At 63.8% G+C, this 18,936-nt stretch carries 16 protein-coding genes and 3 tRNA genes; 10 read left to right on the top strand and 9 right to left on the bottom strand.

Going from position 1 to position 18,936, the window contains the following annotated elements; all coding sequences use genetic code 11:
* The first annotated feature begins 154 nt into the window (after positions 1–154).
* The 6 genes from AB8Z38_RS04855 (at position 155) to AB8Z38_RS04880 (ending at position 7,673) form a co-directional block, all read left to right on the top strand.
* Positions 155–239: transfer RNA gene (locus AB8Z38_RS04855), tRNA-Leu, on the top strand.
* A 180-nt stretch (positions 240–419) separates the two neighbouring features.
* Positions 420–1,781 carry a trigger factor gene (gene tig / locus AB8Z38_RS04860; protein WP_369723358.1) on the top strand — a complete coding sequence of 454 codons (1,362 nt, stop codon included), beginning with the start codon at positions 420–422 and terminating at the stop codon, positions 1,779–1,781.
* A 277-nt stretch (positions 1,782–2,058) separates the two neighbouring features.
* Positions 2,059–2,694, top strand: coding sequence for an ATP-dependent Clp protease proteolytic subunit (locus AB8Z38_RS04865; protein WP_369723359.1), 636 nt, complete (start codon positions 2,059–2,061; stop codon positions 2,692–2,694).
* A gap of 461 nt (positions 2,695–3,155) precedes the next feature.
* Positions 3,156–4,427 (top strand): ATP-dependent Clp protease ATP-binding subunit ClpX, encoded by a 1,272-nt coding sequence (gene clpX, locus AB8Z38_RS04870; protein WP_045014137.1) that lies wholly within the window; start codon positions 3,156–3,158, stop codon positions 4,425–4,427.
* Between the two features lie 318 nt (positions 4,428–4,745).
* Complete coding sequence (lon, locus tag AB8Z38_RS04875) at positions 4,746–7,169, top strand: endopeptidase La (RefSeq protein WP_369723360.1); 2,424 nt, start codon at positions 4,746–4,748, stop codon at positions 7,167–7,169.
* A 99-nt stretch (positions 7,170–7,268) separates the two neighbouring features.
* Positions 7,269–7,673 carry a GFA family protein gene (locus AB8Z38_RS04880; RefSeq protein WP_369723361.1) on the top strand — a complete coding sequence of 135 codons (405 nt, stop codon included), beginning with the start codon at positions 7,269–7,271 and terminating at the stop codon, positions 7,671–7,673.
* 504 nt (positions 7,674–8,177) lie between these two features.
* Here the strand turns inward: AB8Z38_RS04880 and AB8Z38_RS04885 are convergent.
* Positions 8,178–8,252 (bottom strand) — tRNA-Val (locus AB8Z38_RS04885).
* 132 nt (positions 8,253–8,384) lie between these two features.
* On the opposite strand from AB8Z38_RS04885, the gene AB8Z38_RS04890 reads away from it, so the two are divergent.
* The gene (locus AB8Z38_RS04890; protein ID WP_369723362.1) at positions 8,385–9,245 is read left to right on the top strand and encodes a class I SAM-dependent methyltransferase; all 861 of its coding nucleotides are present in this window, start codon (positions 8,385–8,387) and stop codon (positions 9,243–9,245) included.
* A 210-nt stretch (positions 9,246–9,455) separates the two neighbouring features.
* Here the strand turns inward: AB8Z38_RS04890 and AB8Z38_RS04895 are convergent, their stop codons facing one another.
* The gene (locus tag AB8Z38_RS04895; RefSeq protein ID WP_369723363.1) at positions 9,456–10,439 is read right to left on the bottom strand and encodes a cation diffusion facilitator family transporter; all 984 of its coding nucleotides are present in this window, start codon (positions 10,437–10,439) and stop codon (positions 9,456–9,458) included.
* Positions 10,440–10,567: 128 nt separating this feature from the next.
* A complete protein-coding gene (locus tag AB8Z38_RS04900; protein WP_369723364.1) occupies positions 10,568–11,002 on the bottom strand; it encodes a hypothetical protein in 435 nt (144 codons plus the stop codon).
* 203 nt (positions 11,003–11,205) lie between these two features.
* On the opposite strand from AB8Z38_RS04900, the gene AB8Z38_RS04905 reads away from it, so the two are divergent.
* Positions 11,206–12,099, top strand: a complete 894-nt coding sequence (locus AB8Z38_RS04905) for a hypothetical protein (RefSeq protein ID WP_369723365.1) — start codon at positions 11,206–11,208, stop codon at positions 12,097–12,099.
* Between the two features lie 51 nt (positions 12,100–12,150).
* On the opposite strand, the gene pepT is transcribed toward AB8Z38_RS04905, so the two are convergent.
* The 4 genes from pepT to AB8Z38_RS04925 form a co-directional block, all read right to left on the bottom strand.
* Positions 12,151–13,401 (bottom strand): peptidase T, encoded by a 1,251-nt coding sequence (pepT, locus tag AB8Z38_RS04910; RefSeq protein ID WP_369723366.1) that lies wholly within the window; start codon positions 13,399–13,401, stop codon positions 12,151–12,153.
* A gap of 103 nt (positions 13,402–13,504) precedes the next feature.
* Positions 13,505–13,822, bottom strand: a complete 318-nt coding sequence (locus AB8Z38_RS04915) for an HU family DNA-binding protein (RefSeq protein WP_369723367.1) — start codon at positions 13,820–13,822, stop codon at positions 13,505–13,507.
* 216 nt (positions 13,823–14,038) lie between these two features.
* Positions 14,039–14,115 (bottom strand) — tRNA-Asp (locus tag AB8Z38_RS04920).
* A 159-nt stretch (positions 14,116–14,274) separates the two neighbouring features.
* Positions 14,275–14,478 carry a hypothetical protein gene (locus AB8Z38_RS04925; protein WP_369726745.1) on the bottom strand — a complete coding sequence of 68 codons (204 nt, stop codon included), beginning with the start codon at positions 14,476–14,478 and terminating at the stop codon, positions 14,275–14,277.
* A 242-nt stretch (positions 14,479–14,720) separates the two neighbouring features.
* On the opposite strand from AB8Z38_RS04925, the gene AB8Z38_RS04930 reads away from it, so the two are divergent.
* Positions 14,721–15,629 (top strand): alpha/beta fold hydrolase, encoded by a 909-nt coding sequence (locus AB8Z38_RS04930; RefSeq protein WP_369723368.1) that lies wholly within the window; start codon positions 14,721–14,723, stop codon positions 15,627–15,629.
* A gap of 57 nt (positions 15,630–15,686) precedes the next feature.
* On the opposite strand, the gene AB8Z38_RS04935 is transcribed toward AB8Z38_RS04930, so the two are convergent.
* Positions 15,687–16,979: a spinster family MFS transporter gene (locus tag AB8Z38_RS04935; RefSeq protein ID WP_369723369.1), complete on the bottom strand. Its 1,293-nt coding sequence runs from the start codon at positions 16,977–16,979 to the stop codon at positions 15,687–15,689.
* A 55-nt stretch (positions 16,980–17,034) separates the two neighbouring features.
* Positions 17,035–18,225 (bottom strand): Rieske 2Fe-2S domain-containing protein, encoded by a 1,191-nt coding sequence (locus AB8Z38_RS04940; protein WP_369723370.1) that lies wholly within the window; start codon positions 18,223–18,225, stop codon positions 17,035–17,037.
* A gap of 176 nt (positions 18,226–18,401) precedes the next feature.
* On the opposite strand from AB8Z38_RS04940, the gene AB8Z38_RS04945 reads away from it, so the two are divergent.
* Entirely contained in the window at positions 18,402–18,917 is a 516-nt protein-coding gene (locus AB8Z38_RS04945; RefSeq protein WP_369723371.1) for a MarR family winged helix-turn-helix transcriptional regulator, read from the top strand.
* The last annotated feature ends 19 nt before the right edge of the window (positions 18,918–18,936 follow it).

Genomic DNA, 18,936 nt, shown 5'->3' on the forward strand with positions numbered 1-18,936 from the left:
GCTGCCGATGCGGACCACGGCGCGCTGGATAAGTCCAGCGGCCATGCCTACTTCAAGCTGGCGTCCACACGGGCATTTTTTTGCTGCGAACAGGCGGGCACATGCTATAAGCCCGCCGCCCGCGGCATCGCGGCCGGTCTTGATGCAAATTTACGCGGGCGTGGCGGAACTGGTAGACGCGCTGGATTTAGGTTCCAGTGACGAAAGTTGTGGGGGTTCGAGTCCCTCCGCCCGCACCAAGCGCTTTCAGCGTTTGCACGGATTACTGACGGGCCTGCTTCTGGCGGATGTTTTTCCGTCTGGGGCCGGGTCCGATGAACCCGCCGGCGCAGGGGCATTTGGCTTCGCGCGCCGGATCGATTGATGACAGCGTCCCGACGCATGCGTGCCGGGACCGAACGAGAAGAAGATTGGACGCCATGCAGGTCACAGAAACGCTCTCGGAAGGATTGAAGCACGAGTTCAAGATCAGCGTTCCCGCGTCTGATCTCGACGCCAAGGCTGGCGCGAAGCTCGTCGACCTCAAGGACAAGGTCCGCATCAACGGCTTCCGTCCCGGCAAGGTGCCGGTGACCCACCTCAAGAAGGTCTATGGCCGCTCGGTGATGGCCGAGACCATCGACCAGACCATCCGCGACACCAATACCCAGCTGTTCTCCGAGCGCGGCTTCCGCCTCGCGACCGAGCCGAAGATCACCATGCCGACCGAGCAGGCCGAGGTCGATGAGCTGCTCTTGGGCAAGTCCGACCTGACCTACACGGTCGCGATCGAGGTGGTGCCGTCGATTGCGCTCGCCGACTTCAAGGCGTTCAAGGTCGAGAAGCCGGTTGCCGACGTCTCCGACACCGATGTCGACGAGGCGATCAAGCGTATCGCCGATTCGAACCGCGGCTACGCGGCGAAGGCCGAGGGCGCGAAGGCCGAATCCGGCGACCGCGTCACCATCAACTTCAAGGGCTCCATCAACGGCGAAGTCTTCGAGGGCGGTACCGGCGAAGGCATCCAGGTCGTGATCGGCTCCAACACCTTCATTCCGGGCTTCGAGGAGCAGCTCACTGGTATTGGCGCCAACGAGACCCGCACGCTGAAGCTGGCGTTCCCCAAGAACTACACGAACGAGAAGCTCGCCGGGCAGCCGGCCGAGTTCGAGACCACCGCGACGCTGATCGAGGCGCCGCAGGACGTCGCGATCGACGACGAGTTTGCCAAGACGCTCGGTCTGGAATCGCTGGACAAGCTCAAGGAAGCCGCACGCGAGCGGCTGGCCGCCGAGTTCGCGGGTGCGACGCGCCAGCGCGTCAAGCGCGCGCTGCTCGACCAGCTCGACGAGGCACATCGCTTCGAGGCGCCGCCCTCGCTCGTCGACGAGGAGTTCAATCTGATGTGGAACTCGGTCAAGGCCGAGATGGACTCCGCCGGCAAGAGCTTCGCCGACGAGGACACGACGGAAGACGCCGCCAAGGAAGAGTACCGCAAGATCGCCGATCGCCGCGTGCGCCTCGGCCTCGTGCTTTCCGAGATCGGCGAGAAGAACAAGATCACCGTGACCGACGACGAGGTCGGCCGCGCCGTGATCGAGCGGGCGCGTTCGATGCCGGGCCGCGAGAAGGAAGTCTGGGATTATTACCGCAACAACGCCCAGGCGTTGGCCCAGCTTCGTGCACCGATCTACGAGGACAAGGTGGTCGACTTCATCCTCGAGCTCGCCGACGTGAGCGAGAAGAAGGTCTCGCGCGAGGAGCTCTACAAGGACGACGAAGCGGAAAAGACCGCCGCCTGAAGGCGTTGAGAAAGCTTTCTGTTAAGGATGATCAGCCAAGGGATCCAGCTAGCCAGGTGGCCGGCTGGGCCTCTTGGCGCGAATCAGTTTCAATCGCCGCTTGGATTAAGCCTTAATTCGTTCGGCACTTGTCTGGCGCGAATTGGGTTATATCTGTCGCTCCACCCCTCTACCCAAGTTCCTGCATCACGGGACGTCCATCGGCCTTCCGGCAAATCCAGCCAGGAGACTGGCAGCCGAGACTGCGATGGTCGCGCCCGAAAAACCTAGGTGACTCATGCGCGATCCGGTTGAAACTTACATGAACCTCGTGCCCATGGTGGTCGAGCAGACCAACCGTGGCGAGCGCGCCTACGACATTTTCTCGCGCCTGCTGAAGGAGCGCATCATCTTCCTGACCGGGCCGGTCGAGGACGGCATGTCAACGCTGGTGGTCGCGCAGCTGTTGTTCCTGGAGGCGGAAAATCCGAAGAAGGAAATCTCGATGTACATCAACTCGCCGGGCGGCGTGGTGACGTCGGGGCTCGCCATCTACGATACGATGCAATTCATCCGCCCGCCGGTGTCCACGCTGTGCACGGGGCAGGCGGCCTCGATGGGTTCGTTGCTGCTCGCCGCCGGCGAGAAGGACATGCGCTTCTCGCTGCCGAACGCGCGCATCATGGTGCATCAGCCCTCCGGCGGCTTCCAGGGCCAGGCCACCGACATCATGCTTCACGCGCAGGAAATCCTGAACCTGAAGAAGCGGCTGAACGAGATCTACGTGAAGCACACCGGGCAGACCTACAAGGCGATCGAGGACGCGCTGGAACGCGACAAGTTCCTCACCGCGGCCGACGCCAAGGAGTTCGGCCTGGTCGACAAGGTCATCGACAAGCGCGCGGAAGAACCGGCGGGCGCGAAGAGCCCGTAGCACGACGGGACGCAACATCGATCCCGGGGAACACACGGTGAATTCCTGGGGATCGGGAGTTCGACGTTGACGTTAACGGCGCACTTCACACGGGGCGCAAAACGCGATTTTGCGCCCTGCGGCAGGCAGAAAGTTCCGCTTTCGTGCTTGTTTTTCGTGGTAATCCAGCAACGCCGGGGTGATTTCGATCACTTCGACCGTGCCAAGACCTGAAATCACGGTATTGTCACGGGTAGCCGGCGGCTCCCTGATTAGCGAATTCTTGATAGTCGGGTGACAGCATGGTTGGCTACGATTGATCGGCTATGATCGCGGAGAATCGAGCGACCGTGATTCGCACGGGATGTAACGCGTAGGGTCTTTTTTGGTACGGAATTTGCTCTATTTGAATAACTGTGCCGGCTGTCGTGCCGGAATAGGGCGATCGAGCGGACGGGATCGAACCGCGGACGGAGACATGAATGAGTAAAGTCGGCACGAGCGACTCCAAGAACACGCTGTATTGCTCGTTCTGCGGCAAGAGCCAGCACGAAGTCCGTAAACTGATCGCGGGTCCCACGGTCTTCATTTGCGACGAGTGCGTCGAGCTCTGCATGGACATCATCCGCGAGGAAAACAAATCCTCGCTGGTCAAGTCGCGCGACGGGATTCCGACGCCGAAGGAAATCTGCAAGGTGCTGGACGATTACGTGATCGGTCAGAGCCATGCGAAGAAGGTCCTGTCGGTCGCGGTGCACAATCACTACAAGCGCCTCAACCATCAGACCAAGCACAACGACGTCGAGCTCGCGAAGTCGAACATCCTGCTGATCGGTCCGACCGGCTCGGGCAAGACGCTGCTCGCGCAGACGCTCGCCCGCATCCTGGACGTTCCGTTCACGATGGCGGATGCGACGACGCTGACCGAAGCCGGCTATGTCGGCGAGGACGTCGAGAACATCATCCTGAAGCTGCTCCAGGCCGCCGACTACAACGTCGAGCGCGCCCAGCGCGGCATCGTCTATATCGACGAAATCGACAAGATCAGCCGCAAGTCCGACAACCCCTCGATCACCCGCGACGTGTCGGGCGAGGGCGTGCAGCAGGCGCTGTTGAAGATCATGGAAGGCACGGTGGCCTCGGTCCCGCCGCAGGGCGGCCGCAAGCATCCGCAGCAGGAATTCCTGCAGGTGGATACCACCAACATCCTGTTCATCTGCGGCGGTGCTTTCTCGGGCCTGGAAAAGATCATCTCGGCACGCGGCCGTTCGACCTCGATCGGTTTCGCTGCGCAGGTGCTCGCACCGGAAGATCGCCGCACCGGCGAAATCTTCCGTCATGTCGAGCCCGAGGATCTCCTGAAGTACGGCCTGATCCCCGAGTTCGTCGGCCGTCTGCCGGTCGTGGCGACGCTGGAGGATCTCGACGAGGCTTCGCTGAAGAAGATCCTGGTCGAGCCGAAGAATGCGCTGGTGAAACAGTACCAGCGTCTGTTCGAGATGGAGAACATCGAGCTGACCTTCGCCGACGAGGCGCTTGGCGCGGTCGCCCGCAGGGCGATCGAGCGCAAGACCGGTGCGCGTGGCTTGCGCTCGATCCTCGAAGCGATCCTGCTCGAGACCATGTTCGACCTGCCGGGCCTGGAAGGCGTGGAAGAAGTCGTGATCTCCCGCGAAGTCGTGGAAGGCACGGCGCGTCCGCTCTACATCTACGCCGATCGGTCCGATCGCGCCGTCGAGAACGCCAGCGCCTGAGCGGCGCTGGAACGCTCCAATCGTCCTGCGAATTAAGGCTGCGGAATGTATCTCCGCAGCCGGTGTTGCGTCGCTTATCCGCGTGCGTAAGCGCCTGATGGCGCGCGTCTTTCAATGACTTGACACCCCCCGGGTCGATAGCCACCTAATGTCGGCGGCGAGCGAGAATTCCCTTCAAGATTCGCCTCAGTTCCGATCCGGCAGGCCCGGTCCGCCCACGAATGGTAGACCGGTTTTGCGGATCAATACGGCACCTTGTGGCGGTTGCGCATGAGCAAGCGGACTGCGTGCGAGGGGGCAAAGCAAAAGGAAAAGGCCATGACCAATCCCAAACCCCGGCCAACCATCGTCCATGGCGAAACGCACGCTTATCCCGTGTTGCCGCTGCGCGACATCGTCGTCTTCCCGCATATGATCGTTCCGCTTTTCGTCGGCCGCGAGAAGTCGATCCGCGCGCTCGAAGAGGTGATGAGGAACGACGCGCTGATCATGCTCGCGACGCAGAAGAACGCGTCGGACGATGATCCAGCGCCCGATGCGATTTACGAGACCGGGACGCTTGCCAGCGTGCTTCAGCTCTTGAAGCTTCCCGACGGCACCGTGAAGGTGCTGGTCGAAGGGCTCGAGCGTGCGCGCGTGGAGAAGTACACTGAGCGCGCCGAGTATTACGAGGCAACCGCAATTGCGCTCGCCGACACCGATGCCAAGTCGGTCGAGGCGGAAGCGCTGTCGCGCTCGGTCGTGTCGGACTTCGAGAGCTACGTGAAGCTCAACAAGAAGATCTCGGCCGAGGTCGTCGGCGTCGTGCAGGCGATCACCGATTTCGCCAAGCTCGCCGACACCGTTGCGTCCCACCTCGCCGTCAAGATCGCGGATCGCCAGGGCATCCTGGAGACGCTGTCGGTCACGCAGCGCCTGGAGAAGGTGCTGGGCCTGATGGAGAGCGAGATTTCGGTGCTCCAGGTCGAGAAGCGCATCCGCTCCCGCGTCAAGCGGCAGATGGAGAAGACCCAGCGCGAGTACTATCTCAACGAGCAGATGAAGGCGATCCAGAAGGAGCTCGGCGACGACGACGGTCGCGACGAGCTCGCCGATCTCGAAGAGAAGATCTCCAAGACCAAGCTCTCCAAGGAAGCGCGCGAGAAGGCGCAGCATGAATTGAAGAAGCTGCGCCAGATGTCGCCGATGTCCGCGGAAGCGACCGTCGTGCGCAACTATCTGGATTGGCTGCTGTCGATCCCATGGAACAAAAAGTCCAAGGTGAAGAAGGATCTGGAAGCCGCGCAGGCGGTCCTGGATGCCGATCATTACGGGCTCGAGAAGGTCAAGGATCGCATCGTCGAGTATCTCGCGGTGCAGTCGCGCGCCAACAAGCTGACTGGGCCGATCCTCTGCCTGGTCGGGCCTCCCGGCGTCGGCAAGACCTCGCTCGGCAAGTCGATCGCGAAGGCGACCGGACGAGAGTTCGTGCGCGTTTCGCTCGGCGGCGTGCGCGACGAGGCCGAGATCCGCGGTCACCGCCGCACCTATATCGGCTCGATGCCCGGCAAGATCATCCAGTCGATGCGGAAGGCCAAGTCGTCGAATCCGCTGTTCCTGCTGGACGAGATCGACAAGATGGGCGCCGATTTCCGCGGCGATCCGTCTTCGGCGCTGCTTGAGGTCCTCGACCCCGAGCAGAACGCGACCTTCAATGACCACTATCTCGAGGTCGACTACGATCTGTCCAACGTGATGTTCATCACCACCGCGAATACGCTCAACATTCCCGGCCCGCTGATGGACCGCATGGAGATCATCCGGATCGCGGGTTATACCGAGAATGAGAAGGTCGAGATCGCGCGCAAGCACCTGATCCCGAACGCGGTATCCAAGCATGGCCTGGATTCCAAGGAGTTCTCGATCGACGACGAGGCGCTGCTGCTTCTGATCCGCCGCTACACCCGCGAGGCGGGCGTGCGTAATTTGGAGCGTGAGCTTTCGACACTCGCCCGCAAGGCGGTGAAGGAGCTGATGATCTCCAAGAAGAAGTCGGTCAAGGTCACCGAGAAGACTCTGGAAGAGCTCCTGGGCGTGCCGAAGTATCGTTACGGCGAGATCGAGAGCGAGCCGCAGGTCGGCATCGTCACCGGCCTTGCCTGGACCGATGTCGGCGGTGAGTTGCTGACCATCGAAGGCGTCATGATGCCTGGCAAGGGCAAGATGACGGTCACGGGCAATCTGCGCGACGTGATGAAGGAATCGATCTCGGCGGCGGCGTCCTATGTCCGCTCGCGCGCGATCGTCTACGGCATCGAGCCGCCGCTGTTCGACCGCCGCGACATCCACGTGCACGTGCCGGAAGGCGCGACGCCGAAGGACGGTCCGTCCGCGGGCGTGGCGATGGCCACCGCAATCATCTCGGTCATGACCGGGATTCCGGTCCGCCATGATGTCGCGATGACCGGCGAGATCACGCTGCGCGGCCGCGTGCTGCCGATCGGCGGCCTCAAGGAGAAGCTGCTCGCCGCTGCCCGCGGCGGCATCAAGACGGTGCTGATCCCCGAAGACAACGCCAAGGATCTCACGGAGATTTCCGATGCGATCAAGGGCGGAATGGAGATCATCCCGGTCTCGCGCCTCGACGACGTCGTCGCCAAAGCGCTGGTGAAGAAGCCGGTGCCGATCGTCTGGGAAGAGGACACCAAGGTCACCGTGAAGCCGGACGGCGACGAAGCCGCCGGCGGCCTGACCGCTCACTGAGATCGCAGCTCGCAAAAGATGATAAAACGGCGCCTTCGGGCGCCGTTTTTGTTTTGGGCAGTTCTTTCTGGAGAACAGTTCTTTCTGGAGAACAGGGTCATGCAGATCGACGGGCAATGCCATTGCGGGCAGATCAGCTTCGAAGCCGAGATCGACCCCGAGGCGGTTGCGGTGTGCCATTGCACGGATTGCCAGACCCTGACGGGCTCGCTGTTCCGTGTGACCGCCGTCTGTTCCGGCGCCGACGTCAAACTGACCCGCGGTACGCCCACGATCTACGGCAAGCGCGGCGACAATGGCCGGATGCGCTTCCAGCACTTCTGCGGCCATTGCGGTTCCCCGCTGTTCACCAGCGGCGAGGGCGACGAGGCCGACGATTGGGGCATCCGCTGGGGCAGCATCCGCCAGCGCAACGCCTTGCGGCCAAGCCGCCAGATCTGGTGTCAGTCGGCAGCGCTGTGGATCGATGCGGTGCCGGGGCTGCCGGGCAGGCCGAAGGATTGATCCGGGGCCCCTGCAGGGAAGACCGCAGTATCCCGGATGTGCTCAACCTGGAAATTAGGACAGTGTGTTGGAACCTTTGTTCCTCTGGGAACTTGGACAGGTCCGGACCATCTCACTGCCTCCCGTCCGGACTGGAGTGCCGGCCCCAGCGTTCCAGCCCCCGCTGGGGCCGCTTCCACGCCCTTAGCCGATTTGAATTAGGTCAGTGCATCCGACGGTAATTGTCCGGATTCCCTCCATCATCACAGTACCGCTATCGTGGCCTTCGCCGGGGCTGGCATTTCATCCCGAACAAGATTTCAACCGGCAAGGGGTCGCTGAAACGCGGCCCCTTCTGATTCCGACATGGTGGAGGACGGCTAAACTCCTCGCGCAGATCCGGCGGGACGGATCATCGAAAGCTGCGCCCGGTCTTGATGGACGCGGCCGCCCGTCCCGTCCCCGTGCGGCTGCGGCCCCGAAGGTGATTTTGGAGGCTGGCGTGCCAGCATCATGCGCGAGGAATGGTGGGCGGTGCAGGGATCGAACCTGCGACATCTTCGGTGTAAACGAAGCGCTCTACCGCTGAGCTAACCGCCCCGACGGCGCCTCTTTAGCGCTCCGGCGGGGGAGGGGCAAGGGGGCGATCGGTAGCGCAGACCGCGCCTGATTTTGACCGCTTGAGCGGCTTTCGACATGGTATCACCGCCCGTGAAAGCGAAAGAGGGTTTGATGCAACAGCCAAGCGGACACGAACTCAACGCCGATCAGATCGCCTATTGGAACGGGCCGAGCGGACAGCGCTGGGCCGACCGCCACAAGGTGCAGGAGACGTTGCTCGGACCGATCGCGGACGTCCTGATCGATCGCGCCAGGCCGAAGCCGGGCGAGCGCGTGATCGACGTCGGCTGTGGCTCCGGCGCGACCACGGTCGCGTTCGCGAAGGCTGTCGCGCCTGATGGCTTCGCGCTCGGACTCGATGTCTCCGATCCGATGCTGTCGCAGGCGCGTGCGTTTGCGCCAAAGGGCCTGCCGCTCGATTTCATGCTGGCGGACGCGACAGTGCATCCGTTCGAGCCGGCGAGCTTCGTTCTGCTGGCCTCCCGCTTCGGCGTCATGTTCTTCGCCGACCCGATCGCGTCCTTCACGAATCTCCGTCGCGCGCTGAAGTCGACGGGACGGCTTGCCTTTGTCTGCTGGCGCGAGCCGAAGGAAAATCCCTGGATGATGACGCCGCTGATGGCGGTCTACAAACACGTCCCGAAAATGCCGCCGGTCGGGCCGGAAGAGCCGGGCCCGTTCGCCTTCGCATCCGAAGAGCGGGTAATGCGCATCCTGAAAGGTGCCGGCTTCGTCGACGTCGCGATGGAGCCGCACAATCTCCCGATGGATATCGCAATCGGCGGCGGGCTCGATGCCGCCGTCGATGGCGCGCTCCAGATCGGCCCGGCCAGCCGCGCGCTTCAAGGCCATCCGCCCGAAACCTACGAGGCCGCCAAGGCATCCATCCGCGAGACGCTCGCGCCGTTCCTCAAAGGGGACTCGGTAGCGTTACCGGGCGCGATCTGGATCGTGACGGCGAGGGTGGCGTAGGCGCGATTGCGGTAGTCGGTGCCTCACACTCAGTGTCGTCCCGGCGAAGGCCGGGACCCATAACCACAAGGAGCAGTTGTCGCACGAAGTTGGCAACTCCGAGTCTTCGCTAAACCACTCCTGTGGTTATGGGTCCCGGATCTACGCGCGCTTTGTGCGCGCTTGTCCGGGACGACAGCAGAGATTGAGGCTACGGGTGCAAACGAGCCCTCACACCACATCATCCGGCGCGAGCGCGCAGCCATTGTCGGGGTGGGTCTCCACCTGAAGCGTGGTGTGGCCGATGCGGAAGGAGGTCTTCAGCAGCCGCGCCGTCTCGATCAGAAACGCGTCCCCGGTGGTGCCGTCGGGCATCACGAGGTGACAGGTCAGCGCCGTCTCGGTGGTCGAGATCGGCCAGACGTGGAGGTCGTGGATCCCCGAGACGCCGGGGCGCTCGAGCAGAAACGCCTTGATGGCGGCAAGGTCGGTGCCGCGCGGTGCTGCCGCCATCGACATGTCGATGGAGCCGCGGAGCAGGCTGGTCGTGCTCCAGAGGATGGCAGCGCAGATGACGAGGCTGGTGACCGGATCGAGCCAGAGCCAGCCGGTCCAGATGATCAGCGCCGCCGAAACCACCACGCCAAGCGAGACCGCGGCATCGGCCGCCATGTGCAGATAGGCGCCTTCGATGTTGATGTCGTCCTTGCGTCCGCGCGCGAACAGCATGGCGGTGAAGCCGTTGACGAGGATGCCGATGCCGGCGACCACCATCACGGTGACGCCCGCGATCGGCTCCGGCTCGCGCAAGCGCAGGATCGCCTCCCAGCCGATCGCCCCGGTCGCGACCAACAGGAACACGGCGTTCGCCAGCGCCGCCAGGATGGTCGAGGCGCGCAGGCCATAAGTGAAGCGGCCGCTCGGTGCGCGCCGCGCCGCGATCGAGGCGCCCCAGGCCACGATCAGGCCGAGCACGTCGCCGAGATTGTGGCCGGCATCCGCAAGCAGCGCGGTGGAGTTGCCGATATAGCCGTAGACAGCCTCGGCCGCGACCAGCGCTGTGTTGAGCGCAATGCCGATCGCGAACGCTCCGCCGAAACTGGCCGGCGCATGGACATGCGCGTGGCCGGAATCATGACCATGGTCGTGGTGGTGACCATGATCATGCGCGTAGCCGGCATGGTCATGATGACCGTGATGGTCGTGGCTGCCCAATTCGAGCGCTCCCCGGAAGCTGTCAAATCAGGCGCCATTGTAGGCGTTTCGCGCGCCCCGTCACGCGGTGCGATTGCTACGTCTCTGGACCGGTTGCCGCAGCAGCAGCGCCTCGCTTGCGACCGCTGTCATTGTCGCACGATGACGTCCCGTGCGCGGCGAATGTCTGGATCGTCAACTGCGCGCACCGATTCCGGAGCCGCGCAGCTATCGCCGCGCTCGACCGTAATGGCGGCGCGGCAGCCCGCTTCCCTCGCGCGCTCCAGCCATTTGATGGCCTCGTCGATCCATTGGTCGTGGTTCTCGGGATCGGCGAGGGCCTTTTCCCGGAATGCGTCCGCCTGTTGCAAGCAGGCCGTTCTGCGATCCACGCGGCTCTCCCGATCTGGAGGATCCGCCCCGATCGCATCCTGGATGATCCCGGCGTCCGCGTCGTTAACATGGGACAAGCCAGGAAACTCCCCAAGCAACAGGCCAAAGAACTCGTGATGGCGATGCAACGCACGGAAAGGCCCCAGCTCCGGGGCTGACCGGCTGGGGCCTTTTGTGCTCACAATCTTCATCCTCGGGACTTGAGCAGATAATCCGCATCCCGCAGGTTCGTTCCCGCGCGGATGCAGAAATTGGAACGTTCGTCACTCCTCCTGATTAGCCGACCAGGAGTTTCGAGGAGGACGGACTATGGACGGACTGATCTATCTCATCGGCTTGATCGTCGTGATCATGGCGATCTTGTCGTTCTTCGGCCTGCGCTGAGAGAACCGCGATGACAATGGAAACGCTTGTGCGGGAAGATGTCATGGAAGGCGGCATGGCAGCCGCCGGGGAGCGCCGGAGCATTCAGTGGAGCTCTATCTTCGCCGGTGCGCTCGCGGCCGGCGCGATGTCCTTCATTCTGATCGGCTTTGGCGTCGCTATCGGCCTCGGTGTCAGTTCGGCCTCGCCGACCTGGCGCGATGCTTCGGCGGCGCTGGCGCTGTTGTCGGGGCTGTATCTGATCCTTCAGGCGATCATCAGCTTCGGGTTCGGCGGTTATATCGCTGGCCGTACGATGCGACCGGAGCCCGCGCTCGCAACCATCGAGGAGGACGGCGAGCGGCGGGACGGGGTTCATGGGCTGATGTCATGGGCGCTCGCCGTGCTGATCGGCGCGGCGCTGCTGGCGATCCTGGGCGCGTCCGCGATCGACCGTTCACCGGCGCGCAGCTCGACCAGCAACGCGACGTCCGCCGAGCCGCTGTTGAGCTATGAGCTCGACAAGCTGTTCCGCGCGCCGCGGCGGCCGCCCAACACCGACATGCGGGAGGCCCGCGCCGAGGCCGGACGCATCCTGATGACATCGTCCAGCCATAGCGGCCTCGGCAGTGATGACCGAACCTATCTGGTGCAGCAAGTTGCCACGCTGACCGGATTGGCGGCGCCCGATGCAGAGCGGCGGGTCGACACGGTGATTGCGGACTCCAAGGTGGCAATCGACCGCGCGCGCCGCAACTCGATCATCGTCGCGTTCTCGGTCGCGGTGGCGACCCTGATCGGCGCCGTGGTGGCGTGGGCTGCGGCCGTTGCCGGCGGGCGGCACCGCGACGGCGAGCCGCTGCCGAACTGGATGGCGAGTTCAAATCGCTTCCATCGCAATCCTCGCGTGATGCCGGTGCCGTAACGCCCACGAAATGGCCGGGAGCAAGCCCGGCCATTGCCTCGGTGACACGCGCTACGCCTTCTCCTCCCAGATCATCGCCAGGTGCACGATGGTCTGGACCGCCTTCTCCATGTCCTGCCGGCTGACCCATTCGAGGCGCGAGTGGAAGGCGTGTTCGCCGGCAAAGATGTTGGGGCAGGGCAGACCCATGAAGGACAGGCGCGAGCCGTCGGTGCCGCCGCGGATCGCGGTACGCATCGGGCGGAGACCCGCGCGGCGGATCGCCTCAATGGCATATTCGAGGATGTGCGGGTGACGGTCGATCACCTGCTTCATGTTGCGGTACTGCTCCCTGACCTCGAACTTGTAGCTCGAGCGCGGGTAGTCCTTCATCACGTCCTTGACGATGTCCTCGAGCAGGATCTCCTTCTCCTTCAGCCCTTCCTCGGTGAAGTCGCGGACGATGAAGGAGAGTGTCGCCTGCTCCAGCGCGCCCTCGATGCCGACCGGATGCAGGAAGCCCTGCTTGCCTGAGGTCGTCTCCGGCGAGCAGCCTTCCTTGGGCAGGCGCTCAACGATGGCGGCGGCAATCTTGATCGCGTGCTCCATCTTGCCCTTGGCGTAGCCGGGATGGGCACTGACGCCGTTGATGGTGATGGTGGCGCCATCGGCCGAGAACGTCTCGTCCTCGACGCTGCCCGCGCTCTCGCCGTCCATGGTGTAGCCGAAGTCGGCGCCGAGCTTCTTGATGTCGACATTGTCGACGCCGCGGCCGATCTCTTCGTCGGGCGTGAACAGGATCTTGATGGTGCCGTGCTTGACGTCTGGATTGTTGATGAAGAAATGCGCGGCATCCATGATCTCGGCGACACCGGCCTTGTTGTCGGCGCCCAGCAGCGTGGTGCCGTCCGAGGTGATGATGTCGTTGCCGATCTGGTTCTTCAGCGCTGGATGCTCGGCAAAGCGGATCACCTGGCTGGGGTCGCCCGGTAGCGTGATGTCGCCGCCGCGATAGTTCTGCACGACCTGCGGCTTGACGTCCTTGCCGGTCACATCGGGCGAGGTGTCCATATGCGAGCAGAAGCAGATCACCGGCACCTTCTTCGTGGTGTTGGCCGGGATCGTTCCGTAGACGTAGCCGTAGTCGTCGAGATGGGCGTCCGCGATACCGATGGCCTTGAGCTCGGCGACGAGCACGCGGCCGAGATCCTTCTGCTTCTCGGTCGAGGGCGAGGCCGGCGATTCCGGATCGGACTGGGTGTCGATGGTGACGTAGCGCAGGAAGCGCTCGGTCACGGTATGCGTGAAGGTGAGGGAGGACATTTCTGGTCAAACCGCCGAGGTCAGGGGGAGCAAGCGGTATACCAGAAAAGAGGGCCAGGTTGCGGCCGCAACGACGCCTGATCCGGCTTAAAGAACGCAGCGCTCAGATCGCTTCCTTGAGTTCCTTCACCGGGCGGAACGCGACCTTCTTGCTGGCCTTGATGTGAATCGGCTCGCCGGTGGCCGGATTGCGGCCGGTGCGGGCGGCGCGCCTGCGGACCTGGAGGATGCCGAGCCCCACGATGCGGACGCGGTCGCCCTTCTTGAGATGCTTGGTGATCAGGTCGATCGTCTCGGTCAGGACGGCCTCGGCGCGCTTCTTCGAGAGGTCCTGGCTCTCCGCAATGTCGGCCGCCAGATGCTTGAGCGTGATGGTGGCTGGAGCGGCTGCCTTCTTCGCCATGCTGTCTGGCTCCTCCATGGTCGCAGGGAGCGCGCAAGGCTCCAATCCGCAAGTCCGGCAGGCCTAGACGATTCGGGCTGGGACTGACTACGCCAGCCCTCCGGCGACGCCGATCGGAGCAGCCGAATCCGGGCGTTCTTGCCGGAGACAGGGAGCGGAAACACCGCGATCTGGCGAGACGCCGCTGATCAGGCTGAGGATAATCGGGTAAGATCTTGGGGTTGCTGCCAAAAATGGCGCGAGAGACGGGGCTCGAACCCGCGACCTCCGGCGTGACAGGCCGGCGCTCTAACCAACTGAGCTACTCCCGCGTGGCTCGCTGAAAGCGCGCGGAACGAGGGGGGACTTAAAGGGGGACATGGTGAAGTCAAGGACGTTGCGCTTTGCTGGCGCGGCCCGGCTAAGTATGGCTCCGGAAAACGAAAAGGCCGCCCGAGGGCGGCCATCGGTCTTCCCGGAATGGGGCCTTGTCAGCGAACCGCCGAAGTGCCCGCGCTGGTGATCACCACCGGCTTGCCGGCCTTGATCACATGGGTGGACTGGGCGGTCTGGCTGTAATCGGCGTTGGTGCGGGCTGCGATGCCGAAGGCGGCTACTGCGATGCCGGCCACCAGCGCCACAACCACGATCTTCATATGGGTACCACGATCAGCAGAGTGAATTGAGTGGTTCATCTGAGCCTCCCGACGGGCTTTGCCGCCGTCTGTTGGCTCTTTTCTAGAGATCATCTGTTTCGGGATGGTTTCGCGGGTTCCGCAAAATGGTTTCATCTGGCCGTTTGGTTGGTTTCTCCCCGGGGCGGCTGAAAGGCCTTCAGCGATCTTACCTGGCGCGTAATCGCGCAGGTGGCCCCGCCTCGTCATGATCGCTTCCATCGGCCGCGAACGATGACCCGATCCGGCAAGGGAGAAGCCCCATGAATCGTCCAACCGTCCTCGAAGCCACGGTGTTTGGAAGCGCGCTTGCGGCGTCAGCGGCCGCGAACGCCCCTGTGGCAGCGGCCCAGCAGGCTCCGCGGTCGCCCTATGTGACTGCCAGGGATGGCACCAGGCTGTTCGTGCAGGATTGGGGCAGCGGCCGCCCGGTGCTGCTGCTGTCCGCCTGGACCTTCGACGCCAGCACCTGGGGCAACCATATTGCCGCGCTCAATGCCAAAGGCTTCCGCTGCGTTGCGCCCGACAGGCGTGGGCACGGCCGGTCCGAGATGCCGTCCACCGGCTACGACCTCGACACGCTGACGGACGACGTGGCCGCATTGATCGAGGCGCGCGACCTGCGAGACGTGACGCTGGTCGGCTTCTCGATGGGATCGGTCGAGGCGGTGAACTATCTGGCGCGATACGGATCGGACCGGATCGCAAGGCTCGTGCTGGTCGCGCCGACGACGCCGTTCCTGGTCAAGACCGACGACAACCCGGATGCAATTCCGAAGGCCATGATCGAGGCCGAGCAAGCGACCATCGCGCGCGACTTCGCGAAATGGATTGCGGCGAACGAATCACCGTTCTTCACCGCGGAGACGCCCGAGATCACACGGACCTGGATTCGCCAGATGATGCTGAGCGTGCCGCTGCCGGTCGCACTGGCGTGCCGCCAGCCCATCTCGTTTTCCGATCTGCGCATGGCGGCCGCCGGGATTGATCGTCCGACGCTGATCCTTCATGGCGACAAAGATGCCAGCGCGCCGCTGCCGCTCACGGGTGCCAAGACCGCCAAACTGATCAAGGGCAGCAAGCTGATCGTTTACGAAGGCGGGCCGCATCCGTTGCCGCTGACGCATGGCGAGCGCCTGCTTGCGGACATGCTCGCCTTCATGAGCGACTGACTTATTGTTTGAGCATGATCTCTTCGGAAAACCGCAGCACACTTTTCCGGATCATGCTCAGCTCGCCCGTGTGATGTCAGCCCGGATGGTTCGCGCCGCCCACACGAAGAGAATGGCGCCGAGCGTCGTCGTGATCGCCGCCGAGAGCAGCGAATAGCGCACGGCGTCGGCGCCAAAATTGCCCTTCAGGGCGTCGTTGACCACGCCGACCGCGAGCGGGCCGACGCCCTGGCCGAAGCAGGTCGCGGTCAGCGCGATCAGCGCGGAGGCCAGCGCCCGCATACTGGGCTTTGCCACCGTCTGCGCGATCGCGAAGATCGGCCCGAGGTGGAAGCCGACCAGGAACGAGGTCAGCGCCAGCATGGCGACCATCATGGCGAAATCCTGCGTCAGCATGCACACGGCAAACACCGGACCGGCGAGGCCTGATGTGATCGCCGGCGCCCACAGCTTCCAGCGGTCGTCGCGACGGCTGATCCTGGCCACCACGAAGCCGCCGAGCAGGGTGCCGGCCATGCCGGCGAGCCCCTTGAACGTGCCGGCATAGGTGCCGATCTCGGCGCTCGACAGATGGTGCAAGCGGGCGAGGAACGGCGGGATCCAGGCTGAGGTCGCGTAATTGGTATACGTCGTCAGGCAGAAGCCGATCAGCACGATGACAAAACTCTGCTGCGAGGCGAGGAAGCGCAGCGTCGGTCCGAGCGGTTCGGGCACGAAATTCTCCCGCATGGCGCCGCGCTTCGGCTCGGAGACCGTCAGCCACAGGATCAGCGCGAGCAGGATGCCGGGCACGCCCGCGACATAGAACGCCATCCGCCAGCCATAGTGCTGGTTGACATAGCCGCCGACGAAATAGCCGAGGAAAACGCCCAGATAAGTACCGACGGCGTAGATGCCGAGCGCGCGCGGGCGCTCGTTCTTGGCGAAGAGATCGGCGACGACGGATTGCGAGGCGGGAGAGCCGGCGGATTCGCCGATGCCGACGCCGATCCTGGCGAACGCCAGCGCGGTCACGCTCGACGCCATGCCGCACAGCGCCGTCATCGCGCTCCAGAACGCGAACGCCATTGCCACGATGTTGCGCCGATTGAATCGGTCAGCCACGCGCGCGATCGGGATGCCGAGCAGGGAATAAAACAGGGCGAAGCCGAAGCCTGCGAGCAGGCCCATCATGGTGTCGCTGAGCGCAAACTCCTTCTTGATCGGCTCGATCAGGACATTGAAGATCGTGCGGTCGAGGAAGTTTAGGGCATAGATGATGGTGAGCAGGCCGAGCACGTAGTAGCGCCGCGCCGACGGCTCCGCCGCGGCGGCCGTTTGCACCGGCATTTGTGACGCCACATCGACCATTGCTTCCCCCCAACGTGTCCTGTTGTTGTCACTGGTCCAGCCCTTGTGGGGCTTGTCAGCCTTCGCGGATGTAGTTCCCCGCTTCGAACGCGACCGGCGGCGCGCCGGCATCGAACGACACGCCGATGGGGTGGCGGCCGTCGGCGATTGCCTCCAGTTGCTCGCCCAGCATCCGCCGGATCATCAGGATGCCGCGATCGCTCTGGCCAAAATGCTCCTCGGAATGGAGGGTCTGCGCGCCCTGGCCGACCTGGGCCTCGTAGTCGCCGGGCAATTGCTGGTGCTCGGCCTCAGTCATGTCCCACCAGAACTTTCCGTTGAACTTCGAGCGCATGCGGCCGATGTCACCGGAAGTCTTGACGCGGCCGGCGACGTAGATGCGGAACGACGTATCGTCGATCGGCAGCGTCCAGCCGATCGACTCGACCCGGGCGAACTGCGCCACGCGCGGGTTCGGCACGACGCGCAAGGTGGGCAGCGCGGCTTCAGTGACGCGGTAAAACACCTTGCCGTCGTCCTGCTTGCGGATCGAGCGGACGGCGATCCCGCGCGGTGTTTTGTCGAATATCACCTCGGGCATCGAAGCCATCATGTTGGTGAATTGCGGGCCCGAGAACGAACCGTGCAGGACAGGCACATGATAGGGATCGACCACGTTTTCGAAATGCTGGAGCCAGTTGCAGGGGATGATCGCAGGGCCGCCGCCGCCGATCGATGAATCATCGGCGTCGACGAACTCGCCGTCGTCCATGGTCTCCAGGCATTCGTAGCGCGGCAGCACCGGGCGTTTCTCGGCCGGGCCCATATAGGCGAAGATCAGACCGTAGCGCTCTTCGACCGGATACCAGGGCTGGCGCACCTTGTCCTTGAACGGGCCGCCATCGGGCTCGCAGGGCTGCTCCAGGCAGTGACCCTCGGTGTCGAACTTCCAGCCATGATAGCAGCAGCGGATGCCGTCCTCTTCGACCTTGCCGTAATAAAGCGTGGTGCCGCGGTGGCAGCAGCGCGCGTGCAACAGGCCGGCGCGGCCGCGCTTGTCGCGGAACAGGATCAGATCCTCGCCGAGCGCGCGCACCTTTTTCGGCGTGTCGGTGGCGTCGCTCACAAGCCCGACTGGATGCCAGTAGCGGCGGAGCAGCTCGCCCATCGGCGTGCCGCGCACCACCGCAGTGAGCTCGGTGCGCGTATGCGCCGGCTTCATCGCATAGGCGGTGCCGAGATCGAGATCCCGCTGGGTGACGCTCATGCTGATCCTCCCGCCGCAGGCCTTGGATGGCCCGGGTCGCTTATTCATCTGTTGACCCAGTGAAATATAGATCGTTGATAATGTCAACGATGTCGGTATAGCTCTTCATTTGGACGACCGGACGGGCTGCGGCGCGCGGGCTTGGCAGGCCACGGCTTTCTTGGCAGAGGTGGCCCATGAGCGAGACACAGAGCAGGGAGGGGCGCCCATCGCCCGAGGCCGACGACAGGGGGTCGCCCGCACCGATCACCTTGATGCTGTCGTCGCGGCTGATGGTGCTTGCCAATCTGCTCAAGCGCGGGGCCATCCTGCGCTACAAGCGTCTGGCCGGATTGTCCTCGGTCGAGTTCGGTCTGGTCGCTTCGCTCGGCCGCCGACCGCCGATGAGCGTGGCGCGGCTCGCCGAAGCCGTCGGCCAGGACAAGGGACAGATCAGCCGCGCGCTGGCTGGGCTGGTCTCGCGCAAGCTGATTGCGAAGTCAGAGAACCCAAGGGACTGCCGCGAGGTGCTGGTGTCGCTGACACAGGCCGGGCTCGCCGCGCATGATGCGATCGTCGAAGGTGCGCAGCAGCGCAATCGCCTGCTGCTGGAACAACTGAGCGATGACGAGTTGGAGACGCTGCTTGCGCAGATCGAGCGTCTCACCGCGACGGCAGAGGCGATGCTCGAAGCGGAGAAAGCTCCGCGCTGATCTCTTGGCAATCTGCGGA

Origin of the sequence: Bradyrhizobium sp. LLZ17, from assembly GCF_041200145.1 — a bacterium.
GTDB lineage: Bacteria > Pseudomonadota > Alphaproteobacteria > Rhizobiales > Xanthobacteraceae > Bradyrhizobium.

Coding starts and splice junctions, on each gene's coding strand:
- tig (WP_369723358.1), top strand. CDS start 420: ATGCAGGTCACAGAAACGCTCTCGGAAGGATTGAAGCACGAGTTCAAG.
- AB8Z38_RS04865 (WP_369723359.1), top strand. CDS start 2,059: ATGCGCGATCCGGTTGAAACTTACATGAACCTCGTGCCCATGGTGGTC.
- clpX (WP_045014137.1), top strand. CDS start 3,156: ATGAGTAAAGTCGGCACGAGCGACTCCAAGAACACGCTGTATTGCTCG.
- lon (WP_369723360.1), top strand. CDS start 4,746: ATGACCAATCCCAAACCCCGGCCAACCATCGTCCATGGCGAAACGCAC.
- AB8Z38_RS04880 (WP_369723361.1), top strand. CDS start 7,269: ATGCAGATCGACGGGCAATGCCATTGCGGGCAGATCAGCTTCGAAGCC.
- AB8Z38_RS04890 (WP_369723362.1), top strand. CDS start 8,385: ATGCAACAGCCAAGCGGACACGAACTCAACGCCGATCAGATCGCCTAT.
- AB8Z38_RS04900 (WP_369723364.1), bottom strand. CDS start 11,002: ATGAAGATTGTGAGCACAAAAGGCCCCAGCCGGTCAGCCCCGGAGCTG.
- AB8Z38_RS04905 (WP_369723365.1), top strand. CDS start 11,206: ATGACAATGGAAACGCTTGTGCGGGAAGATGTCATGGAAGGCGGCATG.
- pepT (WP_369723366.1), bottom strand. CDS start 13,401: ATGTCCTCCCTCACCTTCACGCATACCGTGACCGAGCGCTTCCTGCGC.
- AB8Z38_RS04915 (WP_369723367.1), bottom strand. CDS start 13,822: ATGGAGGAGCCAGACAGCATGGCGAAGAAGGCAGCCGCTCCAGCCACC.
- AB8Z38_RS04925 (WP_369726745.1), bottom strand. CDS start 14,478: ATGAACCACTCAATTCACTCTGCTGATCGTGGTACCCATATGAAGATC.
- AB8Z38_RS04930 (WP_369723368.1), top strand. CDS start 14,721: ATGAATCGTCCAACCGTCCTCGAAGCCACGGTGTTTGGAAGCGCGCTT.
- AB8Z38_RS04935 (WP_369723369.1), bottom strand. CDS start 16,979: ATGGTCGATGTGGCGTCACAAATGCCGGTGCAAACGGCCGCCGCGGCG.
- AB8Z38_RS04940 (WP_369723370.1), bottom strand. CDS start 18,225: ATGAGCGTCACCCAGCGGGATCTCGATCTCGGCACCGCCTATGCGATG.
- AB8Z38_RS04945 (WP_369723371.1), top strand. CDS start 18,402: ATGAGCGAGACACAGAGCAGGGAGGGGCGCCCATCGCCCGAGGCCGAC.